Annotated in this window: 15 protein-coding genes; 6 read left to right on the top strand and 9 right to left on the bottom strand. The window is 73.1% G+C overall.

Going from position 1 to position 16,714, the window contains the following annotated elements; genetic code table 11:
- Window positions 1-403 precede the first annotated feature (403 nt).
- The 6 genes from ACFWYM_RS19385 (at window position 404) to ACFWYM_RS19360 (ending at window position 6,682) form a co-directional block, all read left to right on the top strand.
- Window positions 404-625: a hypothetical protein gene (locus ACFWYM_RS19385; RefSeq protein ID WP_384838156.1), complete on the top strand. Its 222-nt coding sequence runs from the start codon at window positions 404-406 to the stop codon at window positions 623-625.
- 88 nt (window positions 626-713) lie between these two features.
- Window positions 714-1,721 (top strand): NAD-dependent epimerase/dehydratase family protein, encoded by a 1,008-nt coding sequence (locus ACFWYM_RS19380; RefSeq protein WP_384838153.1) that lies wholly within the window; start codon window positions 714-716, stop codon window positions 1,719-1,721.
- Between the two features lie 23 nt (window positions 1,722-1,744).
- Window positions 1,745-3,094 (top strand): glycosyltransferase family 4 protein, encoded by a 1,350-nt coding sequence (locus ACFWYM_RS19375; RefSeq protein WP_384838150.1) that lies wholly within the window; start codon window positions 1,745-1,747, stop codon window positions 3,092-3,094.
- Window positions 3,091-3,939 carry a class I SAM-dependent methyltransferase gene (locus tag ACFWYM_RS19370; protein WP_384838147.1) on the top strand — a complete coding sequence of 283 codons (849 nt, stop codon included), beginning with the start codon at window positions 3,091-3,093 and terminating at the stop codon, window positions 3,937-3,939. The genes ACFWYM_RS19375 and ACFWYM_RS19370 overlap by 4 nt, the downstream gene beginning before the upstream one ends.
- A gap of 338 nt (window positions 3,940-4,277) precedes the next feature.
- On the top strand, window positions 4,278-5,432 hold the full coding sequence (locus tag ACFWYM_RS19365; protein ID WP_384838144.1) for an aminotransferase class V-fold PLP-dependent enzyme: 1,155 nt from the start codon (window positions 4,278-4,280) through the stop codon (window positions 5,430-5,432).
- Window positions 5,429-6,682 carry a cytochrome P450 gene (locus tag ACFWYM_RS19360; protein WP_384838141.1) on the top strand — a complete coding sequence of 418 codons (1,254 nt, stop codon included), beginning with the start codon at window positions 5,429-5,431 and terminating at the stop codon, window positions 6,680-6,682. The genes ACFWYM_RS19365 and ACFWYM_RS19360 overlap by 4 nt, the downstream gene beginning before the upstream one ends.
- 37 nt (window positions 6,683-6,719) lie before the next feature.
- Here the strand turns inward: ACFWYM_RS19360 and ACFWYM_RS19355 are convergent, their stop codons facing one another.
- The 9 genes from ACFWYM_RS19355 to ACFWYM_RS19315 form a co-directional block, all read right to left on the bottom strand.
- On the bottom strand, window positions 6,720-7,766 hold the full coding sequence (locus ACFWYM_RS19355; protein WP_384838139.1) for a sugar phosphate isomerase/epimerase family protein: 1,047 nt from the start codon (window positions 7,764-7,766) through the stop codon (window positions 6,720-6,722).
- Between the two features lie 46 nt (window positions 7,767-7,812).
- Window positions 7,813-9,231 carry an alkaline phosphatase family protein gene (locus ACFWYM_RS19350; RefSeq protein WP_384838137.1) on the bottom strand — a complete coding sequence of 473 codons (1,419 nt, stop codon included), beginning with the start codon at window positions 9,229-9,231 and terminating at the stop codon, window positions 7,813-7,815.
- Complete coding sequence (gene eboE / locus ACFWYM_RS19345) at window positions 9,228-10,397, bottom strand: metabolite traffic protein EboE (RefSeq protein ID WP_384838133.1); 1,170 nt, start codon at window positions 10,395-10,397, stop codon at window positions 9,228-9,230. The genes ACFWYM_RS19350 and eboE overlap by 4 nt, the downstream gene beginning before the upstream one ends.
- Window positions 10,398-10,400: 3 nt before the next feature.
- Complete coding sequence (locus ACFWYM_RS19340; RefSeq protein ID WP_384838131.1) at window positions 10,401-11,252, bottom strand: TatD family hydrolase; 852 nt, start codon at window positions 11,250-11,252, stop codon at window positions 10,401-10,403.
- 6 nt (window positions 11,253-11,258) lie between these two features.
- Complete coding sequence (locus ACFWYM_RS19335; RefSeq protein WP_384838128.1) at window positions 11,259-11,921, bottom strand: EboA domain-containing protein; 663 nt, start codon at window positions 11,919-11,921, stop codon at window positions 11,259-11,261.
- The gene (locus tag ACFWYM_RS19330; RefSeq protein ID WP_384838125.1) at window positions 11,918-12,925 is read right to left on the bottom strand and encodes a sugar phosphate isomerase/epimerase family protein; all 1,008 of its coding nucleotides are present in this window, start codon (window positions 12,923-12,925) and stop codon (window positions 11,918-11,920) included. The genes ACFWYM_RS19335 and ACFWYM_RS19330 overlap by 4 nt, the downstream gene beginning before the upstream one ends.
- Window positions 12,926-12,945: 20 nt before the next feature.
- A complete protein-coding gene (locus tag ACFWYM_RS19325) occupies window positions 12,946-13,914 on the bottom strand; it encodes an SCO3242 family prenyltransferase (RefSeq protein ID WP_384838122.1) in 969 nt (322 codons plus the stop codon).
- Window positions 13,911-15,218: an inositol-3-phosphate synthase gene (locus tag ACFWYM_RS19320; RefSeq protein ID WP_384838120.1), complete on the bottom strand. Its 1,308-nt coding sequence runs from the start codon at window positions 15,216-15,218 to the stop codon at window positions 13,911-13,913. The genes ACFWYM_RS19325 and ACFWYM_RS19320 overlap by 4 nt, the downstream gene beginning before the upstream one ends.
- 91 nt (window positions 15,219-15,309) lie before the next feature.
- Entirely contained in the window at window positions 15,310-16,698 is a 1,389-nt protein-coding gene (locus ACFWYM_RS19315; protein WP_384838117.1) for a ThuA domain-containing protein, read from the bottom strand.
- Between the last annotated feature and the right edge of the window lie 16 nt (window positions 16,699-16,714).

Raw genomic sequence — 16,714 nt, 5'->3', positions numbered from 1 at the left:
CTGAACAGGGAGATTCGGCGTGCCCTGGCATGCGAGGCCGGCCGTGGCAGGTCACGTTTGAGTGCCATGGAATGCCTCCGTAGGGGCGCGTCGCCCCGCCGGGAGTGAAACACGGCAACTCCCGTGCGGACAATGCCGGTCGGCAGAAACAAGCCGCTTCGAAATCTTGCTGCCGACTGATGTTGACACTTCACTCGATGGCCATGCAGCGTGGATGGAGTCGAGCGGATGCCAGCAGTGGATGCTGTGTGAAACAACCATGCCTAAAAGGCGGCTTCTTTCTTGTTTCCGAGCCTTCGGGGGTGAACTTCGGCTGCTCTTAATTGGCAGGGGCACCGATCCCTTCCAGGCCAACTCGACTCTCTGCACGTGTCTCTGCACTCGAATCAGAACGGAGAATGCGATGGCAGTCACCGGCTGGGCTCCGGCCCGCAGCGCGTGGGCTCCGGCCCGGAGCGCATGGGCACCGGCCCGCACCGCGTGGGCCCCCGCCCGCACGGCATGGGCCCCGGCCCGCAGCGCATGGGCACCGGCCCGCACCGCGTGGGCTCCGGCCCGCAGCGCATGGGCCCCCGCCCGCGACGCGACCGGTGCGCCGGACGTCTACCAGCTCGTCCGGCTCTGACCCGACCCGTATCCCCGAACCGTGTGGCCGCTGCGCCCCGCTGAGGAGGCAGCGGCCACACCCATCGCGAAAGCAGTGAGGGAGTGGCATGAGCTCGTACAGGAAAGTCCTCGTCACCGGCGGCGCCGGCTTCATCGGGCGCAACATGATCCAGGGTCTGCTCGACGACGGCTGCGAGGTCACCTCGCTCGACAACTTCAAGATCGGCGGACAGGAGTACATACCCGACGGCATCCGGCGGGACGTGGAGTGGATCGAGGGCGACACCCGCGACCTCGACCTGCTGCTCAAGGCCGCCCGGGGACACGACGCCGTGCTGCACCTGGCCGCCCCCTCGTCCTTCCTGATGTACGAGGAGGACCCGGTCGACGGCGCGTCCGTCACCACCCACGGCTTCCTCAACGTCCTCGAAGCGATGCGCAGGAACGACATCGGCAAGCTCGTCTACGCCAGCACCAGCGCCGTCTACGAGGGCAACCCCGTGCCGTACACGGAGGACATGCCGCTCGCGCCGCCGGACCTGAAGGCGCTGTCGAAGAAGTGGAACGAAGAGGTGGCGCGGCAGTACACGCAGCGGTACGGGATCACGGCCATCGGGCTGCGGCCGTTCAGCGTGTACGGGCACGACGAGTTCAGCAAGGGCGGCTACGCCAACGTCATCTCGCTGTTCGTCTGGGCGCTGCTGCACGGTGCCACGCCCGTCCTGTGGGGCGACGGCAACCAGACCAGGGACTTCATCTACGTCGAGGACGCGGGCCGGGCCTTCCGCACCGCGCTCGCCGCCGACCTGCCCACCCAGGAGTTCAACGTCGGCACCGGCATCGAGACCACGTTCAACGAGGTGCTCAAGCTGATCGGCGGCGAACTCGGCGTCGAGGTGCGGCCCGACCACGTCGACGTGCCCATCAGCATCTACGCCGAGCGGCTGTGGGCCGACGTCACCCGCGCCACCGATGTCCTCGGCTTCCGGCACGAGGTGGACGTCGCCGAGGGCGTGCGCCGCATCGTGGCCGCGGCCCGCCGGGTCGAGGAACCGCGCCAGCAACAGCGGCTCAGCGGGGCGCAGATGTACTTCGAGACGCTCCGGCGCGGCTGAGGGAGAGGGGAGCGGCGCCCGTCATGACCACAGTCCTGGCGCTCACCGACTCGACCGAGGACATCCGGCACTTCTGTCCCGAGGGGTCGACGTTCGTCTTCCGCATCCAGCTGCTGCCCGCTCACGAGCACACCTTCGAGCACTTCGAGGAGATCTACCGGACCCTCAAGGAGGCGTGCGACCTCTCGACGATCGACGTGGTGGTCGCGGAGTACGTGGAGTCGCTCCCCCTGCTGTACTTCATGCGGCGCGACGGCTACTCCTGTCCCGCGCTCATGGTCCCGCACAACAACCCGTACCCCCTGCACATCCTGTGCTACTTCCTGCTCCTCGCCGCCTACTCCCACCCCGGCGACCTGGTGCTGTGCGGCTCGCAGAACGCGAGCCGCGCGTACGAGCACCTGACCGGCATCCGGGCGAGCGCCATCTGCACGTTCGGCATCTCCGAGGTGTACCGCCCGCTGCCGCGCGCGGCGGCACGGCGGCGCCTGGGGCTGCCGTCCGACCGCACGATCCTGCTGTACACGGGCCGGTTCATGAACGACAAGGGCCTGGAGCCCCTGCTGGCCGTCGCGCGCGCCCTGCGCGAGGAGGACCCGCGCATCCTGCTCGCGCTCTCCACGACGCACATCGACCCGCCGTACTTCAACCGCCTGGCCGCACGCATGGAGGGCGTCGTCCTCTTCAACCGTCTGGACAAGGCGGAGACCGCGCACCTGTACAGCGCGGCCGACCTCTTCGTGTCGTGCGCGACCAGCGTCTTCGAGACGTACGCCAAGTCGGCGCTGGAGGCGCTCGCCTGCGGGGTGCCGGTCGTGGTGCCGCGCTGGGACGGCTTCCCGTACTACGTCGACGACACCAACGGCGCCCTGGTGGACGTGGAGTTCCTGCCGGAGCCGGTGGATCCGGTCGCCAATCCCTACGAGTTCGCCCGGGTGGACGTCGACGACTGCGTGGCCGCCTGCCGACTGGTGCTGGCCCGGCCGGGACCGCTCGCCTACGAGGTCCCCGAGTGGGCCCGCTACGAACGGACGATGCGTCTGCTGCCCGGGCTGATCGAGGACATGGCCCGGGTCCCGGCCCACACGTCGTCGGCGGCAGCGGCGGACGGACCGGGCACGGCGGATGGGCCGGGCGCGGCGGACGGGCCGCGCCCGCTCGACCTGGAGCGGCTGCCCAGGCCGGTGGTGGCGCTCCTGAAGCATTACGGGCTCACCGACGCGAGCACGCTCCTGCGGCGCGCCGACGCACTGGGCCTGCTCGACCAGACCGATCCGGGAGAGCGGCGGCTGCTGCGCGAGCTGCACAACGAGCTGTTCTCCGTGATGGAGCGCGAGAGGGCCCGCGCCGGACAGGAGGGGGTGGCCGGATGACCGACCGGCCGGCCGGTGAGCATGTGCTCTTCGAGGAAGTCGCCACCGCCTACGACCAGTTGCCGGTGGAGTTCTTCGGCCCTGTCGGCGAACGCCTGGTGCGGCTCGCCTCGGTGGGTCCGGGCGAGCGGGTCCTGGACGTGGGGTGCGGCCGGGGCGCCGTCACCGTACCGGCCGCGCGGGCCACGGGGCCCACGGGCAGGGTCCTCGGCATCGACCTCTCGCCCCGCATGGCCGGGGAAACCGGGCGTCTGGTCGGGGAGTTGGGGCTCGGCCAGGCGCGGGCCCGGGTCATGGACGGCCAGGATCCTGACCTCGTACCGGGGACGTTCGACGCCGTCGTGGGCAGCATGAGCGTCCACATGATCGACGACCTGCCCGCCGCGTACCGCGCGTACCGCAGGCTGCTGCGGCCGGGCGGGCGCCTGGGCCTCGCGGCCCCCGCCACGGACGCGGCGCCGGAACCGGACGGCCTGCCCCGCGTGTTCGGGCTGCGCACGATCGCCGCGATGGCGGAGCGGTATGCGACCGGCAGCGGCGTCTATCCGAACAGCGAGTCGTTCGGCGGGCGGGACCGGCTCCGCGCCGAGCTGTCCCGGAGCGGGTTCGCCGGGGTGCGGCTCACGGTGGAGGACGCGTACATCAGGGCCGCGTCGCCGTACGACGTGGTGCGCTGGACGTGGACCCACGGGATGCGGCGCCTGTGGGCACGCGTCGAGCCGTCGCGGCGCGCGGACCTCGAGGAGCGGATCGCCGCCGAGATCGGGGAGCGGCACATCGTCGAGGGGCGGGTGGTGATTCCGGTGCCCGTCCTGTACGCGACGGGGACGCGGCCGCCGCACTGAGCTCCGAACTGCCGGGCCGCGCACGCCGAGCGGTGGACTGCCGGGCTCCGCACGCCGAGCGGTGACCTGCTGTACCGCGGCGCGCGCGGCGCGGAGAGCGGTGAACTGCCGTGCCCCGCGCGGCGCCTGGGCCCACAGCACCCGCAACGCGCGCCATCCACATCGTCCGCATCGTCCGTCCCCCACCCCCTATCGCACGCGCCCCAGAGGCCGCACGACCGAGGAGGCCGACCATCACCACTCAGCAGATTCCTCCCGCCGCGTACGCGCGTCCGGCCGACGCCGAGCGCTGGGCACGGGCCCGCGGCCAGTTCGAACTCGACCCGGACTATGTGCACTTGGCGCTCTCCATGCTGGCCCCGCACCCCCGCCCCGTACGGGAGGCCATCGAGCGCCACCGCCGGGCCCTGGACCGCAATCCCGCGCTGCACTTCCACGAGCGCGACGGGCAGGTCCGCCAGGTCCTGGACAGCGCCGCCGCCTACCTCGGCGGGCGGCCGGACTCGCTGGCCCTGACCGAGAGCACCACGGCGGGCCTCGCCGTGGTCTGCGCCGGGATGCGCCTCGAACCCGGCGACGAGATCCTCAGCACCGACCACGAGCACTACGCGGCCACGGAGATCCTCCGTTTCAAGGCGGCGGCCAGCGGGGCGTCGCGCCGCGTCATTGCGCTGTACGAGCATGCGCCCGACGCGGACGCCGACCGGATCGTGGAGGCCGTGGCGCGCGGCATCGGCGAGCGCACGCGCCTGTTCGTCGTCACCTGGGTGCACTCCGGCACGGGCGTGAAGCTGCCGCTCGCGGCCATCGGCGAGGCGGTCGCCGCGGTGAACGCCGCGCGGCCCGCCGACCGGCAGGTCGTGCTGTGCGTGGACGCGGTGCACGCCCTCGGCGTGGAGGACTTCGACGTGACCGCGCTCGGCTGCGACTTCTTCGTCGCGGGGTGCCACAAGTGGCTGTTCGGCCCGCGGGGGACGGGGGTGGTGTGGGGCAGCGACCGGGGCTGGTCGCGCGTCGCCCCGGTGACCACCTCGTTCGACGTGGAGGTCTTCTGGCCGTGGTACCTGGGGCGCACCCCGGACGGTGAGGCGCCGCCCGCCCGGATGTGCTCGCCGGGCGGCTTCCCCGCGTACGAGCACCGGTGGGCGCTGCACGAGGCGTTCCGCTTCCAACTCGCCCTGGGCAAGGCGCAGGTGGCCGAGCGGATCGCGGAGCTCACCACGTACTGCAGGCGGCGGCTGGCGGAGGTCCCCCAGGTCCGTATCCGCACACCCGAGTCGGCGCGGCTGCGGGCGGGGATGGTCTGCTTCGACGTCGCGGGCCGCGATCCGGCGGACGTCGTCGCGGGTCTTGAGCGGCGGCGGGTGATGGCGGGGCAGACGCCGTACCGCAGCAGCGCCGTCCGGTACGCGCCCGGCGTGCTGAACACGGCGGACGACATCGACCGGGCGGTGGACGCGCTGCGGCAGGTCATCGGGGAGGGCGCCCGGTGACCGGCGACACGGCCGGGGTGCGGGGCGGCCACGGCCTGCGGTCCCTCGGGCTCGCCGCGCAGCCCCCCACGTACGAGGCGCTGCTCGACTGGTGGACGTATCTGCGCGAAGAGCAACCGGTGCACTACGACGAGGAGTTGGGCAACTGGCATGTGTTCCGCCACGAGGACGTGGCGGCGGCCCTCGCGGACCACCGGACCTTCTCCTCCGACATGCGGGACCTGATCGAGCAGCCGGAGGCGTTCTCGAAGGTCGCGCAGGGCGCGTTCCTGGGGTTCGACCCGCCCGAGCACGACGTGCTGCGGTCGCTGGTGAGCAAGGTCTTCACGCCCCGCATGATCCAGGAGCTGGAGGAGCGGATCACCGGGATCAGCGACGGCCTGCTGGACGCGCTGGGCGGGGCGCGGCACGTCGGCTTCGTCGAGCGGTACGCCTATCCGCTGCCGCTGACGGTGATCGCGGACATCCTGCAGATCCCGGTCGTGGACCGCGCGCGCTTCCGGGCGTGGTCGGACGCCCTGTTCTTCCAGGGCCGGGACGGCGAGCCGGTGCTGGTGGCGACGGCGGAGATGCTGCGCTCGATCGACCCGCTCATCGCCGAGATGAACGCGTACTTCCTGGACGTCATCCGCAGCCGCAGGGCCCGGCCGGGCCCCGACCTGATCAGCAGGCTCGCCACCGTCGAGGAGGGCGGGCAGCGGCTGCGCGACGAGGAGATCCTCGGGGTGTGCGGCTTTCTCCTGGTCGCCGGGCACATCACGACGACGATGCTGCTGACCAGTTCGGTGCTGCTGCTCCACGAGCACCCGCGGGCGGCGGCGGCCCTGCGGGCGGATCCGTCGCTGACGGCGGGCGCGGTGGAGGAGGTGATGCGCCACCGGGGCCAGCTGCCCGCGGCGGCGCGGCGCACCACGAGGGAGGTGGTCCTGCGCGGACGGCGGCTGCCGAAGGACAGCGTGGTGCTGCTCTGGCTGGCCGCGGCGAACAGGGATCCCCGGGTCTTCCCCGACCCGGCGCGGTTCGACATCCGCCGCACCCCGAACCGGCACCTGGCGCTCGGCAAGGGCATCCACTACTGCCTGGGCGCGCCGCTGGCCCGCCTGGAGCTTCGGGTGGCGCTGGCGGGACTGCTGCGGCGGTGGCGGCACTTCACGCCGGGCGGGGAGGTGACGTACGAGGATCCCCGGCACACCATCGGGGCCCGGGAGATTCCGCTGGAGGTGGAGTGGGCGGCGGGCGGAGCGGGGTGAGTCGGGCACGGTCCACCACCCCGCTGCGCACGGTGTGCTACTCGCCGCACCTCTCCCGCAGCCCGTGCAGGTGCGTGCTGGACTTGCGGGCGAAGGCGAACGACTCGACGGGGTTGTCGTGTTCGGTCTGCCAGTGGTGGTAGCGGCGGCCGTGGTGGGTGCGGCCGACCTTGGAGAGGAACGTCCGGTAGTCGATGTCGCCGTCGCCCACGTCGACCATGCGGTAGCCGTCGGGGGCGGTGTCGTCGCGGATGCCGTCCTTGACGTGGAAGAGCGGGTAGCGGTGCGGCTGCTTCAGTACGTAGTCCAGGGGCTCGAAGGGGGCGGGGGTGCCGTCCGGGCGCTTGGAGAAGCGGAACTGGGCGGTGTACGCCCAGTAGATGTCCATCTCCAGGAAGACCAGGTCCGGGTCGGTCTCGGCGAGCAGCACGTCGTAGAGCCGCACGTCGGGGCGGTCGGTGGCGAAGGAGAACTCGTCGCCGTGGTTGTGCTGGTAGAACTTCATGCCGCGCTTCCTGGCCGCGGCGCCGTAGGTGTTGAACTCCTCGGCGCAGCGCTTCCAGCCGTCGACGGTCTTGCCGTAGCGCCAGGGGCCGGACGCGGTGCCGATGTGCTGGAGGCCGAGCGCCTGGGCCTCGTCGAGGACCTTGTTCAGGTTCTGGGCGAAGGTGTAGGCGTTCGGGTCGCCGTCGGCGTAGTAGCCGACGTGGCTGCCGATGGGATGGAGGCCGTGGTCGGCGGCGAGCCGCTTGAGCTGCGCGAGCGTGATGGGGCCCGCGCTGCCCTGGGTGTAGCCCGCGAACTCCACTTCGTCGTAGCCGTACTTGGCGAGCTCGGCGAAGACCGGCGCGAAGCCGAGGGTGGAGACCTTGTCGCGCAGGCTGTACAGCTGGATGCCGAGCCGGCCCGGGGGCAGCACCGGGCGGCCTCCGCGGCCGGTGGCGGCGTCCGGGGCGGGGCGCGCGGCGGCCGGGCTCGCGGCGGCGCCGACGACGGCCGCGGCGGAGGCTCCCGCGGCGACGCCGAGCATGCCGCGGCGGCTGAGTCTGCGGCCGAGTTCTGGGTCCTGGGGTGTGCGGGGCATGCGGGAACTCCTCGGGGTGGCGGGGGCGTTGTCAGTGGTGTCTGGTTCAGTTGGCTGTGGTCGGGGTCGGCGGGGGTGCGAGGCCGGCCAGCCGGAGCAGCAGTGACTTCACATCGGTGGCCCGCAGGGGGCCGGTGAGGGCGTGGGGGGTGGAGCACAGGATGAGCGGACCGTCGTTCGGGTCGGCGGGGAGGCGGCCGTGGCTGCCGCGAATAGGTGAGGGATCCAGGGGCACCACCGCCATGCGGTAGCGCATCCCGAGCTTCTTGCGGGCGAGCGCGCCCGCGGCCTTCACCTTGACGTAGGGGTCGTGCGGGTCCATGAAGAGCTCGACCGGGTCGTAGCCGGGCTTGCGGTGGATCTCCACGAGCTGCGCGAAGTCGGGCGCGCGGGCGTCGTCGAGCCAGTAGTAGTACGTGAACCAGGCGTCGGGTTCGGCGACGGCGACGAGCTCGCCGGAGCGGGGGTGGTCGAGCTGGTGGGCCTTCTTGCCCTCGTCGTCGAGGAGTTGCTCGATGCCGGGCAGGTCGGCGAGGGCGGCGCGGGCGGCGTCCAGGTCCTCGGGCCTGCGGACGTAGATGTGGGCGAGCTGGTGGTCGGCGACGGCGAAGGCGCGGGACGTCATCGGGTCGAGGTACTCCATGCCGTCCTGGGTGTGGACTTCCAGGAGGCCCGCGCGGCGCAGGGCGCGGTTGATGTCGACGGGTCGGGAGACGTTCGTGATGCCGTATTCGGAGAGCGCGACGACGGTACGGCCCTGGGTGCGCGCCTCGTCGAGGAGCGGGGCGAGTGCGGTGTCCAGGTCGGCGGCGGCCTGGTGGGCGCGGGGGTCGTCGGGGCCGTAGCGCTGCAGGTCGTAGTCGAGGTGGGGGAGGTAGCACAGGGCCAGGTCGACGGTGCGGGTGGCGAGGATGTGCCGGGTGGCGTCGACGATCCAGCGGCTCGAGACGATGTCGGCTCCGGGGCCCCAGAAGTGGAAGAGGGGGAACGTGCCGAGTTTGGCGGTGAGTTCGTCATGCAGGGCCGGGGGCCGGGTGTAGCAGTCGGGTTCCTTGCGGCCGTCGGCGTAGTAGACGGGTCGGGGGGTGACGGTGATGTCGGTGTCGGCGCCCATGGCGTACCACCAGCAGATGTTGGCGACCGAGTAGCCGGGGCAGGCGCGGCGGGCGGCGTCCCACAGCTTGTCGCCGGAGACGAGGCCGTTGTGCTGGCGCCACAGCAGGACGTCGCCGAGTTCACGGAAGTACCAGCCGTTGCCGACGATGCCGTGCTCGGCGGGCATGGTGCCGGTGAGGAACGTGGACTGGGCGGCGCAGGTGACAGCGGGCAGGACGGTGCCGAGCGGCGCCCGGGAGCCGGACTGGCCGAGGGACTTGAGATGGGGCATGTGGTCGAGGAGGCGGGGGGTGAGGCCGACGACGTCCAGGACGAGGAGGGGGGTGGGCTCGCTTCCGGGTGCGGTCATGGGAGTTCCTTGAGGCCGAGGTCCGTCAACAGGTCGCGGGCGAGGGTGAGTTCGGCGGCGATGCCGTCGATGAGCTGGGGCCGGGTGCGGGGGCGCAGCTCGGGCGGCAGGGCCTGCCAGGTGTAGGTCTCGACTTCGAGGTGGCGGGTGCGCGGCTGTGGTTCGCCGACGAGCCGGGCGAGGGCGTCCTTGAGGACGGGGAGCGTGGAGGTGAGGGGCGGGGCGGGGGCCGCGTGCAGGGGGACGTGGAAGTGGGCGCGCCAGGGGGCCGCGTCGGGCAGGGCGTCGCGGGCGAGGGCCTCGCCGAGGTCGTCGGTGCCGTGGAGTCCGTCGGGGGTGCGGGTGCGGGTCTGGTGCAGGAAGCGGGGTTCGTCGAAGGCGGCGAGGGCCTCGCGCACGGCGGCGAGCCGGGGGTGGGGTGCGTGCAGGGCGGCGGAGAGCTGGGTCTTGACGACGGGGATGCCGGCGGCGGCGAGGGCGTCGAGCGCGGTCTCGGGGTCTTCGAAGGAGGTGGCGAGGTGACAGGTGTCGACACAGAGGCCGATGCGGTCGTGGCCGATGGCGGTGAGCGGGGCGATGGCGTCGGCGGTGGTCTCCACCGTGCAGCCGGGTTCGGGTTCGAGGCCGACGCGGATGGAACGGCCGGTGAGTTCGGCGAGGGCGTCGAGGCGCTGCCCGAGGGTGAGCAGCGCGGTGCGGGCCGCCTGTGCCCGGCCGCTGTCGAAGGGGGTGCGCCAGGCCAGCGGGAGGGTGGAGATGCTGCCTTCGCTGACGTCGTCGGGAAGGAGCGCGGCGAGCAGGCGGGCGAGGTCGGTGGTGTGGGAGAGCCGTTCGGGGTCGGTCCAGTCGGGCTTGTACACGCGGTACTTGACCTCTTGGGCGCCGAAGCCTTCGTAGGGGAAGCCGTTGAGGGTGACGACTTCGAGGCCGCGCCGGTCGAGTTCGGTGCGCAGGCCGCGCAGGGCGGCCGGGTCCGTGACGAGGGCGTGGGCGGCGTCCTTGGCGAGCCACAGGCCGATGCCGAGGCGGTCACGGCCGAGGCGTCGGCGCACCGGCTCGCAGTGGTCGCGGAGTTGGGCGAGCACTCCGTCGAGGGTCTCCGCCGGGTGGACGTTGGTGCAGTAGGCGAGGTGGACGGTGGAGCCGTCGGGGTGGCGGAAGCGCATGGCTCACGCCCCGCCGCGCAGGATGGAGTTCCCCTCGTGGGTGGCCGCGTCCGTTTCCTGGACGTCGAGCCGGAGGCGGCCGCTGAGCCCGTAGAAGGCGACGGGGTTGCGCCACAGCACGAGGTCGACGTCGTCCTCGTCGAAGCCGTCGGCGAGCATCGCGTCGGCGACCTTGCGGGTCTTGAGGGGGTCGCTCTTGCCCCAGTCGGCGGCGGAGTTGACGAGCACCTTCTCGGGGCCGTAGGCGCGCAGGATCGCGACCGTCCGCTCCTCGTCCATCTTGGTGTCGGGATAGACGGAGAAGCCGAGCCAGCAGCCGCTGTCCTTGGCTTCCTTGACGGTGGTCTCGTTGAGGTGGTCGACGAGGACCCGCCCGGGCGGGAGCGCGGACTCCCGTACGACGTCGAGGGTCCGGTGGAGTCCGGTGAGCTTGTCGCGGTGGGGGGTGTGCACGAGGGCGGGCAGCGCGTGGTCGGCGGCGAGCTGGAGCTGGGCGGCGAGCGCGGTGTCCTCGGCGGGGGTCATGGAGTCGTAGCCGATCTCACCGACCGCGACGACATTGTCCTTGACCAGGTAGCGGGGCAGCTCGTCGAGGACGGGCGTGCAGCGGGGGTCGTTGGCCTCCTTGGGGTTGAGGGCGATCGTGCAGTGGTGGGCGATGCCGTACTGGGCGGCGCGGAAGGGCTCCCAGCCGAGGAGGGAGTCGAAGTAGTCGTAGAAGGAGGCGGGCGAGGTCCGTGGCTGGCCGAGCCAGAAGGAGGGTTCGACGACGGCGCGGACACCGGCGGCATGCATGGCCTGGTAGTCGTCGGTGGTCCGGGAGGTCATGTGGATGTGCGGATCGAAGATGCGCATCAGGGCTCAGGACTCCTCTGCCTCAGATGCCCGTCCACCCGTCGCCCGGTCGGGGGCGGGCGTGGTCAGGGCCAGGACACGGTGCAGATCACCGGGGACGGGGCGCCCCGCGGCGGTGCGCTCGTGCGCGAAGTCGCCGAGCATCCGGGCGAGTTCGGCGTCCCCGCGGGCACGGCGCGCGAGGTCGGCGACGGCGTCGACGGGCACGCCGGTGAACAGGCACTTCAGGACGGCGTGCCGCCAGTCGTGCGGGGCGAGGTGCGCGGCGGCGTAGGGGCCGAGGGCGGCGGCGACGAGCGTGGTGTCGTTGGTGCGCAGGGCGTCCTCGACCAGGGGCAGGGCTTCGGCGTCCGGCACCAGGTGGGGCAGGGCGAGCAGGACGGCACGGCGTTCGGCGGCGGTGCCCCGGGCGTAGAGGCGGTCGAGCGTCGTGGCGTCGGCCCGGGCGGCGTCCAGGAGCACGACGCGGGCGGCGTCCGCGTGCTCGGCTCCGCAGCGCCGCCCGGCCTCGGCGAAGCGCAACTCCCAGGACGGTACGGGCCCTTGGCCGGGCTCCTCGTGGTGGGCGGCGGCTTCGTCGGTGGCCTGGTCGAGCCAGGCGCGGGCGGCTCCGGCGAGGGCGGCGTCGAGATGGGCGCGGAGGGGGGCGACGGGAGGGAGGTCGGTCACGGGGCTCCTCCTTCGGCGGCCGCGACGACGGCGACGGGTGCGGCGGCCTGGGCGGGTGCGGCGGCTTCGGCGGCCTCCGCGGGTGCGGTGGCCCGGGCGAGCCGGGCCGCACGCTGCAGGAACTCAAGGGACTCGGCGGCGAGTTGGGGGCCCGCGTGGGAGTGACGGGGCAGTTCGACGACGGTGAGCCCCTGGTAGCCGGTGGCGGCCAGGGCGTGGAGCACGGAGGGGAAGTCGATCTCTCCGTCGCCGAAGGGAAGGTGTTCGTGGACGCCTCGGCGCATGTCCTCGATCTGGACATGCCGCAGCCAGGGCGCGGCGGCGCGCACGCAGTCCGCGGGAGAGCGGGGTTCGAGGCACTGGCAGTGGCCGATGTCGAGGGTGAGGCCGAGGGCGGGGTGGTCGTCGAGTGCGGTGCGGAGGTGGTGGAAGTCGGCGAGGGTGGCGAGGAGATGGCCGGGTTCGGGTTCGACGGCGAGCGGCACGGCGCTGTCGGTGGCGGCGTCGAGGACGGGGCCGAGGGCGTCGGCGAGGCGCTCCCACGCGGTGGGCTCGTCGGTGCCGTCGGGGGCGATGCCGCTGAAGCAGTGCACGGCGTGGGCGCCGAGTTCCGCGGCGACGTGCACGGCGGTGGTGAGCAACTCGACGCGGGCGGCCCGCCGTTCCGGGTCGGGGTCGAGAAGAGAGGGGCCGTGCTTGCGCCGCGGATCGAGGACGTAGCGGGCGCCGGTCTCGATGGTGACGGAGAGGTCGAGCCGTTCAAGGAGCCGCCCCACATGCCGGGTCCGGGCGGCGAGGTCGGGGGCGAGGGGGTCGAGGTGCATGTGGTCGAGGGTGAGCCCGACGCCGGAGTAGCCGAGGTCGGCGAGGAGGTGGAGGGCGTCGTCGAGACGGAGGTCGGTGAGGCCGTTGGTGCCGTAGCCGAGGTGGAGGGGTCCTCTCAGGTCGTGGCTCAAGGCACCACCTGTGCCACCGCCCGTGCCATCGCCTATGTCGCCGCTCATGCCGCCGCTCCTGTCACCGGTCACGTGACGCTCACCTTCTTCGCGAACTTCCGGGCCGCCGGGGCGAGGGCGGCGGCGAACAGTGCCGTGCGGGGTGCTCCCGCGCGGGCGCAGAGCGCGGCCTGGAGCGGGATGAGGGCGCGGATACCGCCGCCGACCGCGCGTTGGGTGAGCGGGGGTGAGGGGTTGAGGGCGGCGTGGAAGAGGGGCCGGGCGGCGGTCGCGGCGTAGCCGGCGGCGAGGGCCTCGCGCAGGGCGGGGCGGGTACCGAGGGTGGTGGTGTGTCCGGGAGTCCCGGAGGGCCGTTCGGGCGTGCTGCCCCGGCCGATGAGCTGGGCGAGGGCGGCCGTCGTGGCGAGGGCGGCCAGGGGCGGTGCGGCGGAACCGCCTTGGGTCTCGCGGCGGGAGACGGCCGTCACGGCGAGGGTGTGCCCGGCCATGGCCGCGGCGGCGGGGAGGGCGCGCCGAACCGGGAGTGCGGGGCTGCCCGTCCCCACCGCCCCCAACACCACGTCCAGCCCCCGCGCCGCCCCCATCGCCACCGGCCCCGCCCAGGTCCGCTTCAGGCCCAGGTCGTACGCCCACACCGTGGCCGCCAGGGTGGTGGCCACCGCCAGGGCGGGGCGGCCCGCGCGGGAGGCCACGGCCAGGCCGGCCCCGGTGAGAGCCGTGGCCGCCGCGAGGGCCGCGGTGGGGGCGATGCGGCCCGAGGGGATGGGCCGCTCGGGGCGGTCCACGGCGTCCTCGGCGCGGTCCGCCCAGTCGTTGAGAGCCATGCCCGCTTCGTAGAGGCAGAGGGAGGAGGTGAGGGCGAGGAGCGTACGGCGGTTGGGGCGCAGTCCCGTCGCCGCGGCGCCCACCAGGGCGTCGCCCGGCACGGTGAACAGGGCGGGCAGGCGCAGGAGTTCGGCCCAGGCGCGAGCTCGACCATGGCCACGGCCACCGCCACCGCCGAGGCCACCGCCACCGCCACTGGCGCGGGCGCTCACCGGGACGCCCGCGTCGAGCCCGACTCCGACTCCGGCTCCGGCGTCGGATCCGTTTCCAGATCCGGCTCCGGATCCGACGCCGACTCAGGGTCCGCGCTCCCCCGCAACCGCCCCGCGAACCGCACCAGCTCCGCGTACTGGTCGCCCAGCCCGGCGGGGGCACCGGGGTCGGGGTCCTTGAAGTAGAAGCCGAGTTCGGGGCGGGGTCCGGTCAGGCCGGTCTCGTGAGCGCGGGCGAGGAGGCGGGCGAGGTCCAGGACCAGCGGGGCGGCCAGGGCCGAGTCGCAGCCCTGCCAGGTCGTCTGGAGGATCATGCGGGTGCCGAGGAAGCCGTCGAAGGCGATGTGGTCCCAGGCGGTCTTCCAGTCGCCGAGGGCCGGGACGTCGTCGATGTGGACCTCGCCCTCGGGCGCGGCGCCGGTGCCGAGGGTGTCGACGAGGACGCGTTCCTTGCCGGCGTTCTTGGCGGCGGCCGCGGCGGGGTCGGCGAGGGCCGCGCCGTCGCCGCCGCCCAGGAGGTTGGTGCCCGACCAGGCCCGGACGGCGAGGGCGCGCTGGGCGAACATCGGGCCGAGCACGGAGCGGAGCAGGGTCTGGCCGGTCTTGCCGTCGCGGCCCGCGTGCGGCGGGGCGGAGGCCGTCGACGGCCCGGCCAGTCCGGTCGGGCCGAGCAGGGAGGGGTGGTGGAGGCCCGTGGAGGGGGTGAAGTTCACGTAGGAGCAGCCCGCTTGGAGCGCGGCGGCGGCGTAGAGCGAGCTGGCGGGCAGCCGCGCGTCCGGGCCGAGGGTGACGCCCGGCGCCGGTGCCGGTGCCGGTGCCGGTGCCGGTTCCGTCGAGGCCACGTTCACCACGACGGTGCGCGCGAGGCCCCGGCGGCGGGTGAAGTCCCGTATGTCGGCGGCGAAGGCGGCGATCAGTTCGGCGTCGGGGCGGGTGTCGTCGGGGTGGGGGCCGCCGGGGCGTATCTCGGCGTCGGCGGCGGCGAGTTCGGCGTGCAGGGCGGCGGGGAGGGCGTGCGGGAGCACTCCCCCGGCGGCGAGGGCCTCGGCGCGCTTGGGCAGCGGGCAGTCGGTGGTGTCGTGGCCGCCGAAGACGAGGGAGGTGAGGGCGGGCAGGCCGCAGTCCGTGAAGGGCGGGGTCTCGGTGACCATGCCGGTGGGTGGGTGGAGTCCGGCGGCGACGGCCGCGCAGCCCGCGACGGCCGTGGTGGCGACGGAGCCGCGCGCGCCGATCAGCCAGACGCCGACGGGAGGGACGGAAGGAGGTGAGACATCAGTGGCGGGTGAGGTGCTGACAGTGGACACGGATGCCTCCCGTGCGGCCGAAGCGAGTGGTGGGAAGGGGAGCGGCGTGAGACGGCGGGCGGAGGTCCGGCGTCCTCCGCCCGCCGCCGCCCTAGTGGCCCCCGGAGCCCGGGGCCGTGGCGGAGCCCGGCTCCGACGGCAGGTCCTTCACTCTGATGTCGCGGAAGGAGACCTGGTCGTCGGCGCCGTGGTTCTGGATGCCGATGTGGCCCTGGAGCAGGCTGCGCGCCGGATCGGTGTTCGTGTAGTCGTTGATCTGCACGCCGTTGAGATAGATGCGCAGGCGTTCGCCCTCGACTCTGATCTCGTAGGTGTTCCACTCCCCCGGCGGGTTCAGCGCCTTGTCGCGCGCCTTCAGGTCGGCGGACTGGAAGCCGTAGACGGAGCCGGTGGTCTTCTCCGGTACGTCGGTGGCGTCGATCTGGATCTCGTAGCCGTTGTCGACCGCCGACCACGGGTCGTCGGAGGGCGGGAAGCCCACGAAGACACCGGAGTTGTCGTCGCCCTCCATGCGCCAGTCGAGCTTGAGGGAGTACGAGCCGAGCTCGCGCCGGTCGTACCAGAGCATGCCCATGCCGCCGGTGGTCGTGAGCGTGCCGTCCTTCAGCGCGAAGGAGCCGGGGCCCGCCTGCTTCCAGTTCCCCAGCGATTCGGCCGTGCCGTCGAAGAGCTTGGTGTAGCCCTTCTCCGGGCGGCAGTCGGCCTGGGCCGCCCCGATCGCCCAGCGCACTCCGCCGAGCAGGTGCTGCCGGAAGGCGGGGTCGGCGTAGGACTCCTTGGTGTGCCCGCCGCCCGTGTAGAAGGAGCGGCCGCCCTCGTACTCCTGGCACCAGGCGATGGGATGGTCGCCGGACATGGTGCCGCCGGTGTAGGAGGACTCGTCGAGCGAGGCGAGCACCCGCGCGCGGTCCCGGGGGTTGGAGCGGTAGTTGTACCACTCGTCGGTGCGGTTCCAGACGTCGCCGAGGTGGGCCGTGGCCGGGTGGGCGTGGTCCTCGACGTTCACCTTGGCGGGCTGGATCGCCGGGTGCGACTGGAACCAGGCGCCCGCGAGGCCGCCGTAGAAGGGCCAGTCGTACTCGGTGTCGGCGGCGGCGTGCACCCCGACGTATCCGCCGCCGCCCCGGATGTACCCCTCGAAGGCGGACTGCTGCTGGGAGTTGAGGACGTCGCCGGTCGTGGAGAGCCAGACGACGGCGGCGTACTTGCCGAGGTTGGCGTCCGTGAACGCCCCGGCGTCCTCCGTCGCGTCGACGGTGAAGCCGTTCGCGGCGCCCAGGTCCTTGACGGCGGCGATGCCGTCGGGGATCGAGTCGTGGCGGAAGCCCGCGGTCTTGGAGAAGACGAGGACGCGGGGGGCGTCCTTGCCGGGCCTGCCCGGCTTCCCCGGGCCCGGCTTGGAGGCGGCCGGGCCGGAGGTGCAGCCGATGAGCAGGGCGGCCGCCGCGGCGGCGGTGATGAGTCGCATTCGTGTGCGCATCGCGGTCACTCCTCTC

The sequence above is a fragment of the Streptomyces sp. NPDC059009 genome (genome assembly GCF_042740175.1).
Taxonomy (GTDB): domain Bacteria; phylum Actinomycetota; class Actinomycetes; order Streptomycetales; family Streptomycetaceae; genus Streptomyces.
Note: the sequence above shows the minus strand (reverse complement) of the source record. Positions and strands in the feature narration are given on the sequence as shown.